The following is a 15683-nucleotide window of genomic DNA, read 5'->3' as shown; positions in this document are numbered from 1 at the left end:
AAAACGCCGGCAACTGCGTGCCGGCGATGTCTCAATCAAACAAGTTGATCAGCAAACCTTATGCATCCAGCCGTGCGTGTCCGGTGCGGTGCCATGCTGCAAGCCCAGCAACGCTTCGCGCAGGGCCAGGGTGACGGCGCCGTTTTCGTTGTTATTGATGGTCATTTCAAAGCCCTTGGCCTTGGCCACGCCCACCGGCGTGATGACGGCCGCTGTGCCGCAGGCAAACACTTCGGTCATGCGGCCCGAAGCGATATCGTCGCGCCATTGCTGGACCGACAATTTACGCTCTTCCGTGGCATAGCCGAGGTCTTTTGCCATTTCCAGCAGACTGCGGCGGGTAATGCCTGGCAGCAAGGTGCCCGTCAGTTCCGGCGTCACGACGGTGACCTTTTCGCCATCCTGGTAGACGAAGAACAGATTCATGCCGCCCATCTCTTCGATGAATTCACGTTGTACGGCGTCCAGCCACACGACCTGGTCGCAGCCCTTTTCCTGTGCTTGCGACTGGGCCATCAGGCTGGCCGCATAGTTGCCCGCGCATTTGGCTTCACCGGTGCCGCCCGGCGCGGCGCGCACGAAGTCTTCGCTGATCCACACGGTGACCGGTTTCACGCCTTTCGGGAAATAGGCACCAGCCGGCGAGGCGAACAGCACGAACAGATATTCTTCCGACGGACGCACGCCCAGGTAAGGATCGGTGGCGATCATCAGCGGACGCATGTACAGGCTCTCGCCCGTGTTCTTCGGCACCCAGTTGCGGTCTTGCGCGATGAGCGCGTCGCCCGCTTCCAGGAACAGCGCGGCAGGGATGGCCGGCATGGCCAGGCGCGCGGCGCTGCGATTGAAGCGCTCGGCATTTTGTTCCGGACGGAAAGTCTTGATACTGCCATCGGGCTGCGCAAACGCTTTGTAACCTTCGAAAATGGCCTGGCCGTAGTGCAGCGACGAAGCGGACGGGTCCAGCATCAACGGGCCGTAAGCCTTCAGTTCGCCCTGCTGCCACTTGCCGTCACGGTAAGGAATCACCACCATGTGGTCCGTGAAGATGCGCCCGAAGGCGGGATTGACCATGCGCGCGGCGCGCTCGGCATCGGACAAGGGGTGGGCGGATGGCGTGACGATGAGATTCGGTGTGGAAGTGGTCATGGCGGCAATAGTAACGAGTGAACAGTATCCCTATTGTAGCGCCTATAGCGCCTATAGTGCCCCATCAGGCAAACCAGAATGGGCAAGACAGCGGCCCCGCTGCGCAAAAACTCGCGCCCGATTTTGCGAATGATTCTTGTTTGCATTAGTTTGCGTTAATATATCAGCCTTCCTTCTTCCCTGCCATGCCAGGCACCCCGCATGGCAGCGCTATCGAAAGCTGCCATGACGACATCCTCCCTTGCACAAGCCCAGCTGCGCGCCAGCGCCAACGCTGCGCCTGAGACCCGCCAGCAGCGCCCACTTGCCACCGCGCCGCGACAAAAGCGCTGGCACTGGAGCTGGAGGCAGCTATGGTTTCAATTACACTGGTTCATCGGCATCACGGCCGGCACGGTGCTGGTGATCATCGGTATCAGCGGCGCCATCCTGGCCTTCAACGATGAATTGCTCGATGTCATGAACCCTGGCGTGCGTCATGTGCCTGTGGAAACACGTACGCCGCTGACGCCGGCCCAGTTGACCAGCATCGCTGCCACCGAACACGGCCAGCGCATCGCATCCATCACCATGTATGCACAGGCGGGCGCTGCCCCACGGCTGCTGTTCGCACCGAAAGACGGCCAGCGGCGCGGCGCGTCCATCTATCTGCATCCGTACACGGGCGTCACCCAGCCGGCGTTGACGGGGGCGCAATTTTTCGAGTGGATGGAATCGCTGCACCGCTGGCTGCTGCTGCCCCGCGATCCGGGCCGCCAAGTGGCAGGCGCACTGGCCTTGTGCCTGCTGGGCCTGGCGCTTTCCGGCCTGTATCTGCGCTGGCCCCGCCGTGCGCTGGACTGGCGCACCTGGCTGACCTTTGACCCGGCCCTGAAGGGTCGCTCCTTGCTGTGGAATTTGCACGCCGTAGCCGGCACCTGGTGCCTGCTCGTCTACGTGGCACTGACCCTGACGGGCATTTACTGGAGCTATGACGTGGTGCGCGACAATATCGATGCTTGGGCCGGCAAGCCGCCACGGGTATCGCAAGCACCGGGCAAGAAAGACGCGCCCAAGGAGCAATCGCCCGCCGTCGACATCGGCCTGGCGTGGAGCGTTTTCCAGCAACACGCCGCCGGCTGGACCCTGGCCAGCGTGCGCCTGCCCACACGTGCGGGCGAAGCCGTGCAATTTACCTGGCTGGCCAGCGATGCGCCGCATGAGCGCGCACGCAGCCGCTTGAGCATTGCACCGGCCGATGGCAGCGTCACGGAAAACGCGCCCTACAGCCAGCAGGCGCTGGGCGCGCGCCTCGTCAACATCATTTATCCGCTGCACATGGGCACCTATTTCGGCTTGACGGGCCGCATCATCGTCACCGTAGCCAGCCTGGGCCTGCCCCTGTTCGCCATCACGGGCTCGATGCTGTACCTGGGCCGCCGCAAGGCCAGGCGCGCTGTGCAGGCGCAGCGGGCTCTGCTGGCTGGCATTGCGGGCAAGCAAGATACCGGCTTGCCCACCCTGGTGGCCTACGCCAGCCAGTCGGGCCAGGCCGAGCGCCTGGCCCTGGAAAGTGCGCGCGCCCTGCAGCAGGCAGGGGTGGCCGTCGACGTGCAATCGCTGAACCACTTCGATCCTGCGCAATTGCGCCAGTACGAACGGGTCCTGATCGTTGCCAGCACCTTTGGCGAAGGCGAGGCGCCGGACGGCACGCGCCGCTTCGCGCGCCTGTTGCAACAAACATCGGGAACGCCGCTGGCAGGCCTTGAATTGGGCTTGCTGGCCCTGGGCGACCGTCATTACAGCCACTTCTGCGCCTTTGGCCATGTGCTGGAGCGGCAATTGCGCGCGCTGGGCGCGACGCCATTGTTCCCGCTGATCGAAGTCGACCAGCACGACAGCGCCGCCCTGGCCGACTGGTCGCAAGCGCTGGCGCGCTGCAGCGGCAGCGCCATCGAGGCCATCGGCGTGCAGGAGCAGACCTCATACGAAGACTGGCGTTTGCTGCGCCGCGTGCTGCTCAATCCCGGCAGCCTGGGCGGCGAACTGTATGAGATCACCTTAACTGGGCCGGCCGGCGCCACTTGGGAAGCCGGTGCGCTGGCCGAAATCATGGGCTGCAACGCGGACGGCAGCGATGCCGACGCGCATGGTACGCATGGTACGCATACGGCGCAGCATGCGCCGCGCAGCTACTCGCTCGCGTCGCTGCCTTCCGATGGAGAACTGCAGTTGCTGGTGCGCCAGGAACGCCACGCGGGCAAGAATAACCAGGGCTATGGCATTTGTTCGGGCTGGCTCACGCGCTTCGCGCCGCCAGGCGCCAGCATCCGCCTGCGCCTGCAAGCCAATCGCGCCTTCGCCCCCACCCTGGTCGATCTGCCCTGCATTTATATCGGCAACGGTTCCGGCCTGGCTGGCTTGCGGGCGCACCTGCGCGCACGCAAGCGGGCAGGACTGGCACGCAACTGGCTGCTGTTCGGCGAGCGCCAGCAAGCCGTGGACAGCATCTGCGCTGCTGAACTCGACGCCTGGGTCGCCGATGGCCACCTGGCACGCCTGGACCGCGTCTTTTCGCGCGATGCTGAAACACGCGAGTATGTGCAGGACCGCCTGCGCGCCAACGCCAACATCTTGCGCAACTGGCTGGCGCAAGGCGCCATCGTCTACGTGTGCGGCAGTTTGCAAGGCATGGCAACAGGAATCGATGCAGTACTGCAAGAAACACTGGGGCAGGAGGGCTACGATGTCCTGCTGGCGGCCGGACGTTATCGCCGCGACGTGTATTGAGCGAGATCAGTGAACGACAGCGGTGAACGAGATCGTTGAGCGACAGCAGAGCGCCGCCGGCACGATCGGGCCATGTGGGCAGACGCCACGGCAAGGGCTGATACAGCTGATACAGCTGATAACTGCTAACTGATGCAGCGCAACACAGCAATTAGTTGTAGTGTCAAGCAGATCAACCACCCTGCGATTATGCTAGTGCGCAATGAAAGAAGCGAGGCAGTGACCGGCAGCCGGCGCATCCCTGCGCTGCCGCCGGAACAAAAGCGACTACTTGCGGGGTAATGCCGTTCAGTTAGTGTGTTAGTGATGCTATTTTTAGCCCAAGAACTAGGACAGGGGTCGGACCCTGAGGGGGAATGTGCTTCAATGGAGCACATTCCGATCACGAAGTGACCGACCCCTGCTCTTTGTGCCTCTGGGGTTAGCGAATTTACTGGCGCTCATCAATCACGCCAAAACCTTTAACTGAACGGCATTACTACTTGCGGGTGACAATTTGTTGCCCGTTTTGCGTTGAATAGATCCACCACCCACATCTGCGCTCTTCACCATCCTTTTGATCCAGATCATGGATTTTCACCTGCACTGCGGCCACACTGGCACGGTCCGCTTCGCATCGAGACGGACTTAACTGGGGGGCATCGGCATGGGTATATCTGCTTGGAAGGATGAGATGGCGCTGGGCGTTCCCGCCATCGACGAGGCACATGAGGCGCTGTTTCAGGAGCTGGCGCGGCTGGGGCAGTTGAGTGACCAGCATTTTAGCGTCGCGTTTCGCGAGCTGATTGCGGCCGTCGAACGCGATTTTCGCGAGGAAGAGGATTTGATGGAACAAATCGACTTTCCCTCGCTAGCCAAGCACCGCGAACAGCATGCGCGCTTGCTCAGCGGCTTGCACCATGCCTGGGCCGCCGTCGATCAGGGCGACATGGAACAGGGTCGCCATGCACTGTCGCTCTTGCCGCAATGGCTGATTTTCCACCAGGCCACCATGGACCTGGCACTGGCGGCGGCACTCGAACTGGTGCAGCCCCAGCCGAAATAGTCTCTACAGCAGCAGCACCGTGGCTTGCTCGGGCAAGACGACGCGGTAGTGTCCCGGATATTTGTCTTCACCGTCAAAAATCTTGCAAAACACGGGCTGATTGATGTCATTGACGGCAGGCTCCTTCATGGGCAAGGTGGCGATCAGTTGCTCGCCATCCATCAACTGCAAGGCGTAACCGCGCTCGATCGCGCAAAAGGCCAGCGATTGCACGTCGTTGGCGAACGGCCGCTTGTACCACGGCGTGATGGCCCGCACGGCGCGCCGCGCGTCGCGCAGCACTTGTCCCACGCGCGTGACACTCCACGCATCGCGCGCCACGGACGGCTGGAGCACGATATTGGCCGTCAGCTCACCGCTGCCCTTGTTCACCAAAAACATGCCATCCTGTGCGGCGATGTCCTCGTTGAGCGGCACCACAAACACGCCGCCGTCCGAGACCTTGATCGGCACGGGTGCGCCAGTGCCGATCAAGGCCACGCGCACATCGTCGATGCTGGCGTTCAGCTTGGCCGGAATCAGGCGCAGGGCCATGACCACGCTGCCGCTCGACACTTGCCACACTTTCCTGGCTGTCAGATAACTCTCGCGGTAAGCCGTGAAACGTATGCGCGGCGCCTTGGCGTCGCTGCTAGCGGTGATCGTCACCGTTTGCGAGGGCAAGGCCTGTTCCGCTGGTGTGGCTGGTGTGGCTGCCGTGGCAACTGTGGCAGTAGCTGTGGGCACAGCGGGCGGCGGCATGGCATCGCTGACCGGTGGCACGCTGGCACTGCGCAGCGGCGCCGAAACAGCCGGCGCTGCCGCGTGATCCTGGGCCTGAGCCTGGCCCAGCGACATGAGACACCACCATCCGGCACAAGCGATCCATATACGCATGCATTTCTTTCACTGAAGAGAATATTTTTTGTCGGCCCCGCATTATCGCAGAAGGGAGGCCGCTACGCCGCGCCTGGCCTTGCGCTGGAACTGCCGGCCTAGCCATGCCATAGGCGCACTGGCGCCATCCTGCTACACTGGCGCTATCTGATCAAGCAAGAAACTGCAAGACGACTGTCTCGACATCACACACCATGCCCTACCTGTCCATCCTGTTATTTAGCCTGTTGTATTTGCTGGCCACATTCTTTTTCCACATTCCCGCCCTGGTCGCTCTCGCATATGGCGTGCTCAGCCTCAGCTGTTTCGTCGCCTACGCGATCGACAAGTCGGCCGCCCGACAGGGGCGCTGGCGCACTTCGGAACGCACCCTGTTACTGCTAGGACTGCTGTGCGGCTGGCCGGGCGCGGTACTGGCGCAGCAATGGCTGCGCCACAAGTCCAGCAAGCGCTCGTTCCGCGTGCTGTTCTGGCTCACCGTCGCCCTCAATATTGCCGCTTTCGTGTATTTCAGCATGCATTACGCTGCGCCCGATATCGGCACCGAGGTGGCGCCCATCGAGTTGTAGGACTGCCGGTCGCCTCACTCGCCCAGCAGGCGCAGCGATTCCAGCCAATCCGCCTTCCATTCGCGCAACAAAGGCTGCGTGGCAAACGCCTTCTTCAGGTGCGCCATCGGTACGCGATGCACATCGTGCAAGCCGAAAGCGAGGGTAACGGGATGCCACAGGTGGCTGTTCTTGCCGCCACGCGAATTCTTGCGCACGCGCGCCCCGTCGTCGCCAAAGATGCCCACGCCACTGGCCAGCCCCTGGTCCAGGTTGACCTTGCCCACGCCGGCAAAGGCAATCAAGATCTGTTCGCGCCCCAGGCCTTTGAGGGCACTCGGCAAGACCACCGGCGCCTTGTCAAGCTCTGCCTCTGGCGGCTGCGGCTGCTGCAACTCCTTGAGCAAACGCAACAGATCGCGTTCCTGGAAGTGCAAGCCATCGAGCGGCACGCGCAAGCCCGGCGCCTTCAGTTCGATGGCGATATTGCCGGAGTCGCGCGTAAAACGCAGCCAGACATCCGCAGCGCCGGAGACCAGGTGCTGCTTGTCGCCGATGAACACGACGGGCGCCGCATAGCGCGTCACGCCGTCATGGAACAGCTCGGCCCACGTGTCGCTGTAATCGAGCCAGACGTACGGCAAGCCCCCCTGCTCCAGCAGGCGTGCCAGGCTCCATGGCGTGCCTGTCTGTTGCGCTAGCCAGGCACAGGCTTCAACGGCGGTGGCGCGGTACGGCAGGGATAGGGAAGTCATGGCAGTTCCGTTGATAAAAGTGGGACGCAGTGTAGCAGACACGACCGCCGCTGCCATCATTGCCGGCTTGGGCAAGCGCAGCGGGCGCGCTCTTTTTGCGTCATGTGCTAGGCTGGCAGCTTCAGAGCATCAACAAGCGCGATGGCCATTGCGGCCCCCTGGCGCACCACAGCAAGGACATGATCATGCATCCGAGCACCAATGCCGCTACCGCGCCCGCCCCACCACCTGAACGCGATTCACCCACGCCGGCCAGCGAAAGCCATGCCGAGCAAGCGCTTGATGAGGCGCTCAAGGAAAGCTTTCCGGCCAGCGATCCGATTGCCATTGCCACCGCCAAACCGTCGGGCAGTGCGCGCGCCTGAGAGCACACCGCATCAGCCACCTTTTTGGGTGGCTTCTTTATTTTGTAAAAGCTGAATCCATCTGCCCCGCCCGCGCGTAGATGAATATACCATGAGCAACTTAAGTTACTACGCGCAAAGGAATCGACATGCAGCATTACAGCAAAAAGACGAATCCCACGGACCAACGCCTGTACCTGGCGCAGCGCATCGACCAGGCAGACGCACGCATGCAGCACGTGCACGATAAGGTCGAACGGCAACGCTGCGCGCAATGGATCACGGCCTGGGCCGTGGCGGCGGGCGCCGACGCACCGCGCGACATGATGCTGCGCATCCGCGGCGGCTTCATTTTGCTGTGACAGAAAAGTAAAATCCCCGCCGGGCGCTCAAGCACCGGGCGGGGCAAGTCAAGCCGACATACGCCTATTTTGGTGTGTCGCGTTGCTGCGCGGGCGACGTGTCGCCATCGGCAATTTCATACCACATCGCATTGAGTACGGCGAAGGTCGCCGCCAGCGGAAGACCGAGTATCCAGGCGAAATACCACATAGTTATAACCTTTCCTTAATTCTTAGTAAGCGTGAGCGCTGTCGTCCGTGATGGCTTTGGCATCAACCTTGCCCCACAGCACTTTATAGACCCAGGTCGTGTACGCGACGATGAGGGGAATGAAGACGGCCGTGGCGACCAGCATGATGAACAGGGTCATGTGGCTCGACGAGGCATCCCACACCGTCAGGCTGGCGCGCGGATCGATCGACGATGGCAGGATGAACGGGAACATGGCCGCGCCCACACTGAGGATGATGCCGGCGATGCCGGCCGCGCTGGCCAGCAAGGCGGGCACTTCGCGGCGCGCACGCAGCAGGGCGAACGCCAGCAAGGGGCCGAGCAAGCCCACTACGGGGGCAATCGCGGTCCACGGATGGGCGGCAAAATTGAGCAACCAGGCGCCCACGTGCACTTGCGCCGTTTTCAGCATCGGGTTCGACGGGCCATCGACGACGACGGCGCTGGTGACACGGTAGCCATCCACCCACAGCCACAGGGCCACGCCGGCCAGTGCATACAGCACGACTGTCGCAAGCGCGGCGACGCTGCCGTAGCGGCGCGAACGGTCGGCCACGGCGCCGTCCGTTTTCACTTGCAGCCAGGTGGCGCCGTGCATCACCAGCATGGCGACCGAGACCAGGCCGCACAGCACGGCAAACGGGTTGAGCAGCGCAAAGAAGCTGCCGTCATAGAAAATGTGCATATCCGACGAGAAACGGAACGGCACGCCCTGCAGCACATTGCCGATCGCCACGCCGCAGATCAGGGCCGGTACGAAGCCACCCACGAACAGGGCCGCATCCCAGCGGGCGCGCCAGCGCGGGTCTTCGCGCTTGCTGCGAAATTTGAACGCCACGGGGCGCACGATCAGCGCCACCAGGATGGCGAACATGGCCAGGTAAAAGCCCGAAAACGAGACCGCGTACAGCTGCGGCCAGGCGGCAAAGATGGCACCGCCACCGAGGATCAGCCACACCTGGTTGCCTTCCCACACGGGACCGATACTGTTGATGATGACGCGGCGCTCGAGGTCGGTCTTGCCGGCAAACGGCAGTAACATTCCCGTACCCAGATCGAAGCCGTCGGTGATGGCAAAGCCCACCAGCAAGATGCCGATCAGCAGCCACCAGATCAGGCGCAGTGTTTCGTAAGAAATCATGTCATGCAAAATCATGGTCTGGCCCTCCTTAGGCGCGTTGAGTATGAATGGCTGCGCCTGCTGGCACGGGAGACGGCGCCGTCTCTTCCGGCCCCTTGCGGATGGCCTTGAGCATGAGCTTCATTTCAATGAGCAACAGCACGGTGTAGATGGCGGCAAAGCCGGCAATCGTGATCAGCAAGGTGGTCGCGCCCAAGTTAGAGACCGCCACGGCCGTTGGCAGCACGCCTTCGATCACCCACGGCTGACGGCCCAGTTCGGCCACGATCCAGCCCGCTTCAATCGCCACCCACGGCAGCGGGATGGAAAACACGGCCACTTTCAGCAGCCAGCGGTGCTTGTCCAGCGTACGGCGCGTCGACAGGATGAAGAACGTGCCGGTGAGCAAGATAAAGAACATGCCCAGACCCACCATCACGCGGAAGGACCAGAACAGCGGTGCTACGGGCGGCACGGTATCGAGCGCGGCCTTGTGGATCTGCTCTGGCGTGGCCAGGCGCGGGTCATCGACATAGCGTTTCAGCAGCAAGGCATAGCCCAGGGAATGGCCTTTCGACTCGAACATATCGCTCGCCTCCTGCGGCACGGGCGCGCCCGGCGCCACGCTGCGGATGGTTTGCAGCGCGTCATACGCCTTGATGCCATCCTGGATCAGCAATTGGCCGCGCTCGACCAACTGCTCGATGCCGGGAATCTCCGTCGTCAGCGAACGCGTGCCGATCAAGCCCATCACCATCGGGATGTGCACCGCGTAATGCGTCTCGCGCGCTGTCGCGTCAGGAAAACCGAAGGCGGTGAAGGCGGCGGGCGCCGGCTCCGTGGTCCACATCGCTTCGATGGCGGCCAGTTTCATCTTTTGATGTTCGGACGACAGGTAGCCGCTTTCATCGCCCAGCACCAGTACCGACAGCGTGGCGGCCAGGCCGAACGAGGCAGCCACCGTCATCGAGCGCTTGGCCAGTTGTACGTGACGGCCCTTCAACAGATACCAGGCGGAAATACCCAGCACGAAAATCGCCGCTGCCGTGTAACCGGCCGAAACGGTATGGACGAATTTCGCTTGGGCGACAGGATTCGTCAGCACGGCACCGAAATCGGTCACTTCCATACGCATGGTCTGTGGATTGAAGGCCGCACCGACGGGATTTTGCATCCAGCCGTTGGCAATCAATATCCACAGGGCCGAGAAGTTCGAGCCGATGGCCACCAGCCAGGTCGTGACCAGGTGGCCGCGCTTGGACAGCTTGTCCCAGCCGAAGAAGAACAGGCCGACGAAGGTCGCTTCCAGGAAGAAGGCCATCAAGCCCTCGATGGCCAGCGGCGCGCCGAAAATATCGCCCACATAGTGGCTGTAATAGCTCCAGTTCATGCCGAACTGGAATTCCATGACGATGCCCGTCGCCACGCCCATGGCGAAGTTAATACCGAACAAGACACCCCAGAACTTGGTCATGTCGCGCCAAATGGTACGGTTTGTCATCACGTAGACCGTCTCCATGATGGCGAGGATCACGGACAGGCCTAAGGTCAGCGGAACAAATATAAAATGGTACAAAGCTGTCAGCGCGAACTGCAGTCTGGATAAAGCGACAATATCGAAGTCCATATAATTTCCTTGGTGTTTCCCTACTTTAATTGCAAAATTGACATTTTTCTGTTGCTAGTCGATAGACGTCGATGTGGCAAAACTGCCGAGCAGCGCCGCCTGTGTCTCCCCTATCGTTCTTCAATCGCCGCGCAAGCGCGCCAGCGCTGCCTCGAAATCCGGCGTGCCACGGCGCACGTCAGCGACGATGCGGCCATCGCGCAGGCTGAGCAGCCGGTCCGCCAGCGCCGCCTCGCGCCGCAAGTGGGTGGCGATCAGCAGAGTGCGCCCGTCGCTGCGCGCGCGCAGGCGCTGCAAGACATCGATTGCCACCGCTGCATCGAGTGCCTCGGTGGCTTCGTCCAGCAGCCACAAGGTCGATTCGTGCAGGCACAGGCGCGCCAACGCCAAGCGCCGCGCCTGGCCACCCGACAAGCCCAGGCCGCCCTCGCCCAGCAGCGTATCGAGGCCGCCCGCCAAGGCCCGCACGTCCCCCTCCAGGCCGGCCGCCTGCAGCGCCGCCCACAGCTGCGCATCGCTGGCGGACGGGTCGGCCAGGCGCAGATTGTCGCGCAGGCTGTCCTGGAATAGTTCCGTCTTCTGCGTGAACAGACAGGCGCGCGAGGCGCTGACGATCCCCGACAGCGGTGCCAGCTCGCGCGCGGCGATGGCCAGCAATGTCGACTTGCCCGCGCCACTGGGACCGATCAAGGCCACGCGCTCACCGTGCGCGATGTGCAGCGAGACGTCATGCAAAATGGCGACATCGCTGCCCGCATGCGCGGCACTGACGCGTTCCAGGCGCAAGCCGTTTGCGGCTGCGGCGGGCGACAGCGGTGACTGTTCCAGGCTTGCCAGGCACGGCGCCAGACGGCGCATGGCCAGCAGCATGCGACCCGCTTCCAGCGCGCCACGGCGCAGTCCCGCAAACGGTTCCACGGCCGTCAGGGCAATCAGCAAGGCCAGCGCCGCCAGCGGCAGGTTCAGCGCCTGCTGCTGCACCAGCGCGGCCACGGCCAGCAGCACGCCGGCCAAGGTCACGCTGGCGGCCACGCCATACGCGGCACTGGCCGCCGTATCGAGGCGCAGCAAGGCGAAATCGGCTTGCGCCAGCGAGCGGTCGATCTGTCCCAGCGCCGCGCATTGGGCCTCGATGCGGCCCGCCATCACCAGGTCCGTCTGGCCGGCCACCAGGTCGATGCTGCCGGAACGTAATTTTTCGATGGCGCGCGAGCGCACGATGGCGGGACGGCGGGCACGCTGCGCCACAACCGAGCTGATGCCGCCGCCGGCCGCCAGCAGCCACGCGGCCAGGCCCAAGCCCAGCTGCCACTGCAGCACGCCCAGCGCGATGCCGGCCAGCAAGGCCACGCACAGCGCCGTAAAGGCCGGCACCAGCAGGCGCAAATACAGCGCTTCGAGCGCATCGATATCGGCCGTCAAGCGGAACAGCAGCTTGGCAGGCTGGCGCAGCAAGCGACTGGCCGCTTCCGGGCGCGACCAGGCACGGAACAGTTGCACGCGGATGCTGGCCAGGGCGGCGAAGGTGGCGTCGTGCGTGACGAGACGCTCCGCATAGCGCGAGCCCGTGCGGCCGATGGCGAGCAGGCGGATGCCGGCCGACGGGCCGAACACGTCGAACAGGACGGCGGTGGACGCATGCAGGCCAGCAAGCGAGGTGGCAGTGATGAACCAGCCAGACAAACCCAGCAAGGCCATGCCGGCTACCGCCGTCAGGGCCGCCAGCATGGCGCCAGCGATCAATTTGCCGGGCTGGGCCAGCAGCAATTGCCGCAGGACGCGATGGCGCATGAAGGAAGTTTTCATGCGCGTCCTTCTTCCTTCTGTGCCTGCGGCTGCGGCTGCGCCTGCATGTGCGCCGGCACATCGACCTGCACCGTGCGCTGCAAGCGGCCAGCCAGCACGGGGTCATGCGTGGCGACGATCATGGTTTTGCCCCTTGCCAACGCCAGCAAGGCGTCCGTGACGCGCGCCGCCGTCTCACTATCGAGGTGGGCCGTCGGTTCATCGACCAGCAACAGGTCGGCATGCGGGTGCAGGGCCACGCGGGCCAACGCCAGGCGCACCGCTTCGCCGCCGGACAGGCCCTGGCCCCCATCGCTGAGCATGACGGCCGGTTGCGCCTGAGCCACGGTGGCCAGGTCGGCCAGATGCAAAGCCTGCGTCACTTGCGCGGCGTTCGCGCCAGCGCGGCCCAGCGTCACGTTCTGGCTGACGGAGGCGGCAAACACGTGCGCACGCTGGCCCATCCAGGCCATGCGCTGGCGCAAAGTATTGACCGTGCTGTCGTTCAGGCGCACGCCGCCGATGCGGATCTCGCCGCCGCTGGCGGGCAGCAAGCCAGCCAACAACGAGAGCAAGGTGGTCTTGCCGGCGCCGCTGGCACCGAGCAAGGCCACGTGTTCGCCGGCATGCACGGTCAAATCGAAGCCGTCGAATACGCGCGCTTCGCCAGGGTGAGCAAAGCGCAGCTCACGGACGTCGACGGCGGGCGGCGGCGCCAGCGCCATGGCGGCGGCGGAGACGGCAGCTGCTGGCATGCCGGCGCCAGGCAGGGGCACGCCATCGGCCACCAGGTCATGCAAACCGGCCAGCCCCGCTTCGCCGGCCGCCTTGTCGTGCCAGACGGCGGCCAGCTCGCGCAGCGGCTCGAAGAATGCGGGCGCCAGCAGCAAGATGAACAAGCCCTGCCCCAGGCTGAGTTCCCGGCCCCAGGTGCCGAAATTGATGCTGCCGAGCAAGGAGAAGCCAATAAACGCCGCCGCCATGGCCACGCCCAGCGCGGAAAACAGTTCCAGCACGGCGGACGACAGGAAGGCGATGCGCAGCACGAGCATCGTGCGCCGACGCACCGATTGCGACGAGGCATCGAGCCGCTCGGCCGTGGCGTCGACGGCGCCCAAGGCGCGCAGAGTGGCCAGGCCGCGCAGCCGATCCAGCAGGAAGGCGTTCATGCTGCCCATTTCCACCATCTGCGCGCGGCTGGCCGCTTGCGCGCCCATGCCCACCAGCGCCATGAAGACGGGAATCAGGGGGGCGGCAACGAGCAAGATCAAGGCGGCAATCCACGACAGCGGTGTCACCACGGCAAGGATCACTAGCGGCACGAGCAACACTTTCCAGCGCGCCGGCTTGTAGCGCACCAGGTAGGGCACGATGGCTTCGGCCTGCTCGGCGATGACGCTGGCCGCCTGGCCCGACTGCGCGCGCTGGCGATCGAGCGGCGAACGGCGCGCCAGCGCTTGCGCCACCTGGACGCGCAAGGTAGACAGGTGCTCGCGCGCCGCCGCATACATGCGCCGCGCACCCCACGCTTCGCAGCCGGCGCGCAGCACGCCCAGCAGCAGCACGCCAGCGGCCGGCAGCAGGGCCGCGCGCCAGAGTGCACCGCCCTGCATGGCTTGTACGGCCCAGGCCAGCAAGGCCGCTTGCGGCAGCCACAGCAAGGCGGCGCCACCTTGCGCCAGGCTGGCGACACGGGGAAGAACAAAGCGGGGCAAGGATAGGGGCGGGGACGGCAGTGGTGACAGGTTAGGCATATCTATACTTCTTGAGTTTTCAGAATTTTCTGTAAATTCGATTCTTAGTATAATACTGCGAAACATGACATATATCAATTGACCCCACCCGAATGGCGTGAAAAAATCCAGATAATTATGAAAACTCAACATATTCAAATGACGCCGCTGATCCTGACCTTTGTCAGCCATTTCGGCGAGATGGGCAGCCGCTGGGGCTTTAACCGTACGGTGGGGCAAGTGTATGCCTTGTTATTTGTCGCAGAGCATCCTTTGCACGCGGACGAAATTGCGGAGCACCTGAGTTTTTCCCGCTCGAACGTCAGCATCGGCTTGAAGGAGTTGCAGGGCTGGGGCTTGATACGCCAGTCGCGCATTCCGGGCGACCGACGCGAGTATTTTTCCTCGCTGGGCGATGTATGGCAAATCTTCCGCGTCGTGGCCGCCGAACGGCGCCGCCGCGAAGTGGCACCGACCCTGACGGTGCTGCGCGAATCGCTGCTGGCACCGGCCACGCAAGCCGGCGACCAGTACGCGCAAGAGCGCATGCGCGAAATGTATGAACTGGTTAACCTGGCCAACACCTGGTTCGACGACTTGCAGCGCCTGTCGCCCGAATCGATGGCGCAACTGATGAAAATGGGCGCCAAGATGCAAAAGCTGCTCAATGCCAAGGACCGCCTGTTCGGCAAGAGCTCCCACGACGACGAAAAATAAGGCCCGCATGCGCCTGCAGCGCCACCACGTATACACGCCGCATACGCGCAGCAGCTGACTATTTACACCATCTTTATACCGCTCTGGCTATGCTCGTTGGCACGACAGCCAACCTTGCGAAGGAGCATCCATGCATGAATCCCCATTCCAGTCTCGCGCACGTAGCGTGCTACGCGAGCATTTGCCGGCACGAGAACGGCTGCGCCTCGCGCGTCGGGCGAGCAAGAAAAAGCTGTCGGTATTGTCTGCCCTGCTATGCGCGGCGCCGCTGGTGTATTTATTGAGCGTGCTGCTGTTTGCGCAGCCGTAAGCTGATACGCGAAACGCAAATCACGAGGGGAAGATGCAGTGCGGCCGGCTCATGGCGCATGCTGTGTGACCAGTATGAACTGGTCCGCCCAGAGGGAATCGAACCCCCATTCACGGTTTAGAAGACCGTTGTCCTATCCGTTGAACGATGGGCGGAAAGGTGCAGTATTTTAATTCATGCGCCAGCCATGAAATGCCTGCGCAGAATAGAAAACGGGCTGTCATTTCTGACAGCCCGCTTATGACTTTGGTCGGAGTACAAGGATTCGAACCTTGGACCCCCTGGTCCCAAACCAGGTGCGCTACCGGGCTGCGCCACACTCCGAAGACAAG

15 protein-coding genes and 2 tRNA genes are annotated in these 15683 nt (G+C 63.2%); 7 read left to right on the top strand and 10 right to left on the bottom strand.

Annotated features, from left to right (window positions below; genetic code table 11):
• Positions 1-48 precede the first annotated feature (48 nt).
• Positions 49-1149 (bottom strand): branched-chain amino acid aminotransferase, encoded by a 1101-nt coding sequence (locus tag ACQ4V8_RS14090; protein ID WP_029496333.1) that lies wholly within the window; start codon positions 1147-1149, stop codon positions 49-51.
• A gap of 225 nt (positions 1150-1374) precedes the next feature.
• Between ACQ4V8_RS14090 and ACQ4V8_RS14085 the strand changes: the two genes are divergently transcribed.
• On the top strand, positions 1375-3918 hold the full coding sequence (locus ACQ4V8_RS14085) for a PepSY domain-containing protein (protein ID WP_436571684.1): 2544 nt from the start codon (positions 1375-1377) through the stop codon (positions 3916-3918).
• 646 nt (positions 3919-4564) lie between these two features.
• Complete coding sequence (locus ACQ4V8_RS14080) at positions 4565-4963, top strand: bacteriohemerythrin (protein WP_070346937.1); 399 nt, start codon at positions 4565-4567, stop codon at positions 4961-4963.
• A gap of 3 nt (positions 4964-4966) precedes the next feature.
• Here ACQ4V8_RS14080 and ACQ4V8_RS14075 read toward each other — a convergent pair whose 3' ends face one another.
• Positions 4967-5839: a hypothetical protein gene (locus ACQ4V8_RS14075; RefSeq protein WP_436571683.1), complete on the bottom strand. Its 873-nt coding sequence runs from the start codon at positions 5837-5839 to the stop codon at positions 4967-4969.
• 194 nt (positions 5840-6033) lie between these two features.
• Here ACQ4V8_RS14075 and ACQ4V8_RS14070 point away from each other — a divergent pair, with 194 nt between their 5' ends.
• A complete protein-coding gene (locus ACQ4V8_RS14070; protein WP_010397266.1) occupies positions 6034-6408 on the top strand; it encodes a DUF1294 domain-containing protein in 375 nt (124 codons plus the stop codon).
• Between the two features lie 14 nt (positions 6409-6422).
• Here the strand turns inward: ACQ4V8_RS14070 and ACQ4V8_RS14065 are convergent, their stop codons facing one another.
• The gene (locus ACQ4V8_RS14065; protein ID WP_010397264.1) at positions 6423-7142 is read right to left on the bottom strand and encodes a hypothetical protein; all 720 of its coding nucleotides are present in this window, start codon (positions 7140-7142) and stop codon (positions 6423-6425) included.
• 185 nt (positions 7143-7327) lie between these two features.
• Here ACQ4V8_RS14065 and ACQ4V8_RS14060 point away from each other — a divergent pair, with 185 nt between their 5' ends.
• Entirely contained in the window at positions 7328-7507 is a 180-nt protein-coding gene (locus ACQ4V8_RS14060) for a hypothetical protein (RefSeq protein ID WP_128089310.1), read from the top strand.
• Positions 7508-7635: 128 nt separating this feature from the next.
• A complete protein-coding gene (locus ACQ4V8_RS14055; protein WP_010397258.1) occupies positions 7636-7848 on the top strand; it encodes a hypothetical protein in 213 nt (70 codons plus the stop codon).
• A gap of 64 nt (positions 7849-7912) precedes the next feature.
• Here the strand turns inward: ACQ4V8_RS14055 and cydX are convergent, their stop codons facing one another.
• From cydX to cydD, 5 genes are all read right to left on the bottom strand, one after another.
• Positions 7913-8038 carry a cytochrome bd-I oxidase subunit CydX gene (gene cydX / locus ACQ4V8_RS14050; RefSeq protein ID WP_010397256.1) on the bottom strand — a complete coding sequence of 42 codons (126 nt, stop codon included), beginning with the start codon at positions 8036-8038 and terminating at the stop codon, positions 7913-7915.
• A 22-nt stretch (positions 8039-8060) separates the two neighbouring features.
• Complete coding sequence (gene cydB, locus ACQ4V8_RS14045) at positions 8061-9215, bottom strand: cytochrome d ubiquinol oxidase subunit II (protein ID WP_436571682.1); 1155 nt, start codon at positions 9213-9215, stop codon at positions 8061-8063.
• 13 nt (positions 9216-9228) lie between these two features.
• The gene (locus tag ACQ4V8_RS14040) at positions 9229-10806 is read right to left on the bottom strand and encodes a cytochrome ubiquinol oxidase subunit I (RefSeq protein ID WP_010397251.1); all 1578 of its coding nucleotides are present in this window, start codon (positions 10804-10806) and stop codon (positions 9229-9231) included.
• A gap of 120 nt (positions 10807-10926) precedes the next feature.
• Positions 10927-12612 carry an amino acid ABC transporter ATP-binding/permease protein gene (locus ACQ4V8_RS14035; protein ID WP_436571681.1) on the bottom strand — a complete coding sequence of 562 codons (1686 nt, stop codon included), beginning with the start codon at positions 12610-12612 and terminating at the stop codon, positions 10927-10929.
• The gene (gene cydD / locus ACQ4V8_RS14030) at positions 12609-14345 is read right to left on the bottom strand and encodes a thiol reductant ABC exporter subunit CydD (protein ID WP_050855897.1); all 1737 of its coding nucleotides are present in this window, start codon (positions 14343-14345) and stop codon (positions 12609-12611) included. Before cydD ends, ACQ4V8_RS14035 begins: the two co-directional genes overlap by 4 nt.
• Before the next feature lie 117 nt (positions 14346-14462).
• On the opposite strand from cydD, the gene ACQ4V8_RS14025 reads away from it, so the two are divergent.
• Complete coding sequence (locus tag ACQ4V8_RS14025; protein WP_436571680.1) at positions 14463-15041, top strand: GbsR/MarR family transcriptional regulator; 579 nt, start codon at positions 14463-14465, stop codon at positions 15039-15041.
• Between the two features lie 130 nt (positions 15042-15171).
• Positions 15172-15351, top strand: coding sequence for a hypothetical protein (locus ACQ4V8_RS14020; protein ID WP_142303347.1), 180 nt, complete (start codon positions 15172-15174; stop codon positions 15349-15351).
• 80 nt (positions 15352-15431) lie between these two features.
• Here ACQ4V8_RS14020 and ACQ4V8_RS14015 read toward each other — a convergent pair.
• Positions 15432-15506 (bottom strand) — tRNA-Arg (locus ACQ4V8_RS14015).
• A gap of 92 nt (positions 15507-15598) precedes the next feature.
• A tRNA-Pro gene (locus ACQ4V8_RS14010) sits at positions 15599-15675 on the bottom strand.
• Between the last annotated feature and the right edge of the window lie 8 nt (positions 15676-15683).

It is taken from the genome of Janthinobacterium paucivorans (assembly GCF_051380805.1).
Lineage (GTDB): Bacteria > Pseudomonadota > Gammaproteobacteria > Burkholderiales > Burkholderiaceae_D > Janthinobacterium > Janthinobacterium lividum_D.
This window is presented reverse-complemented; position numbering and strand designations above follow the sequence as displayed.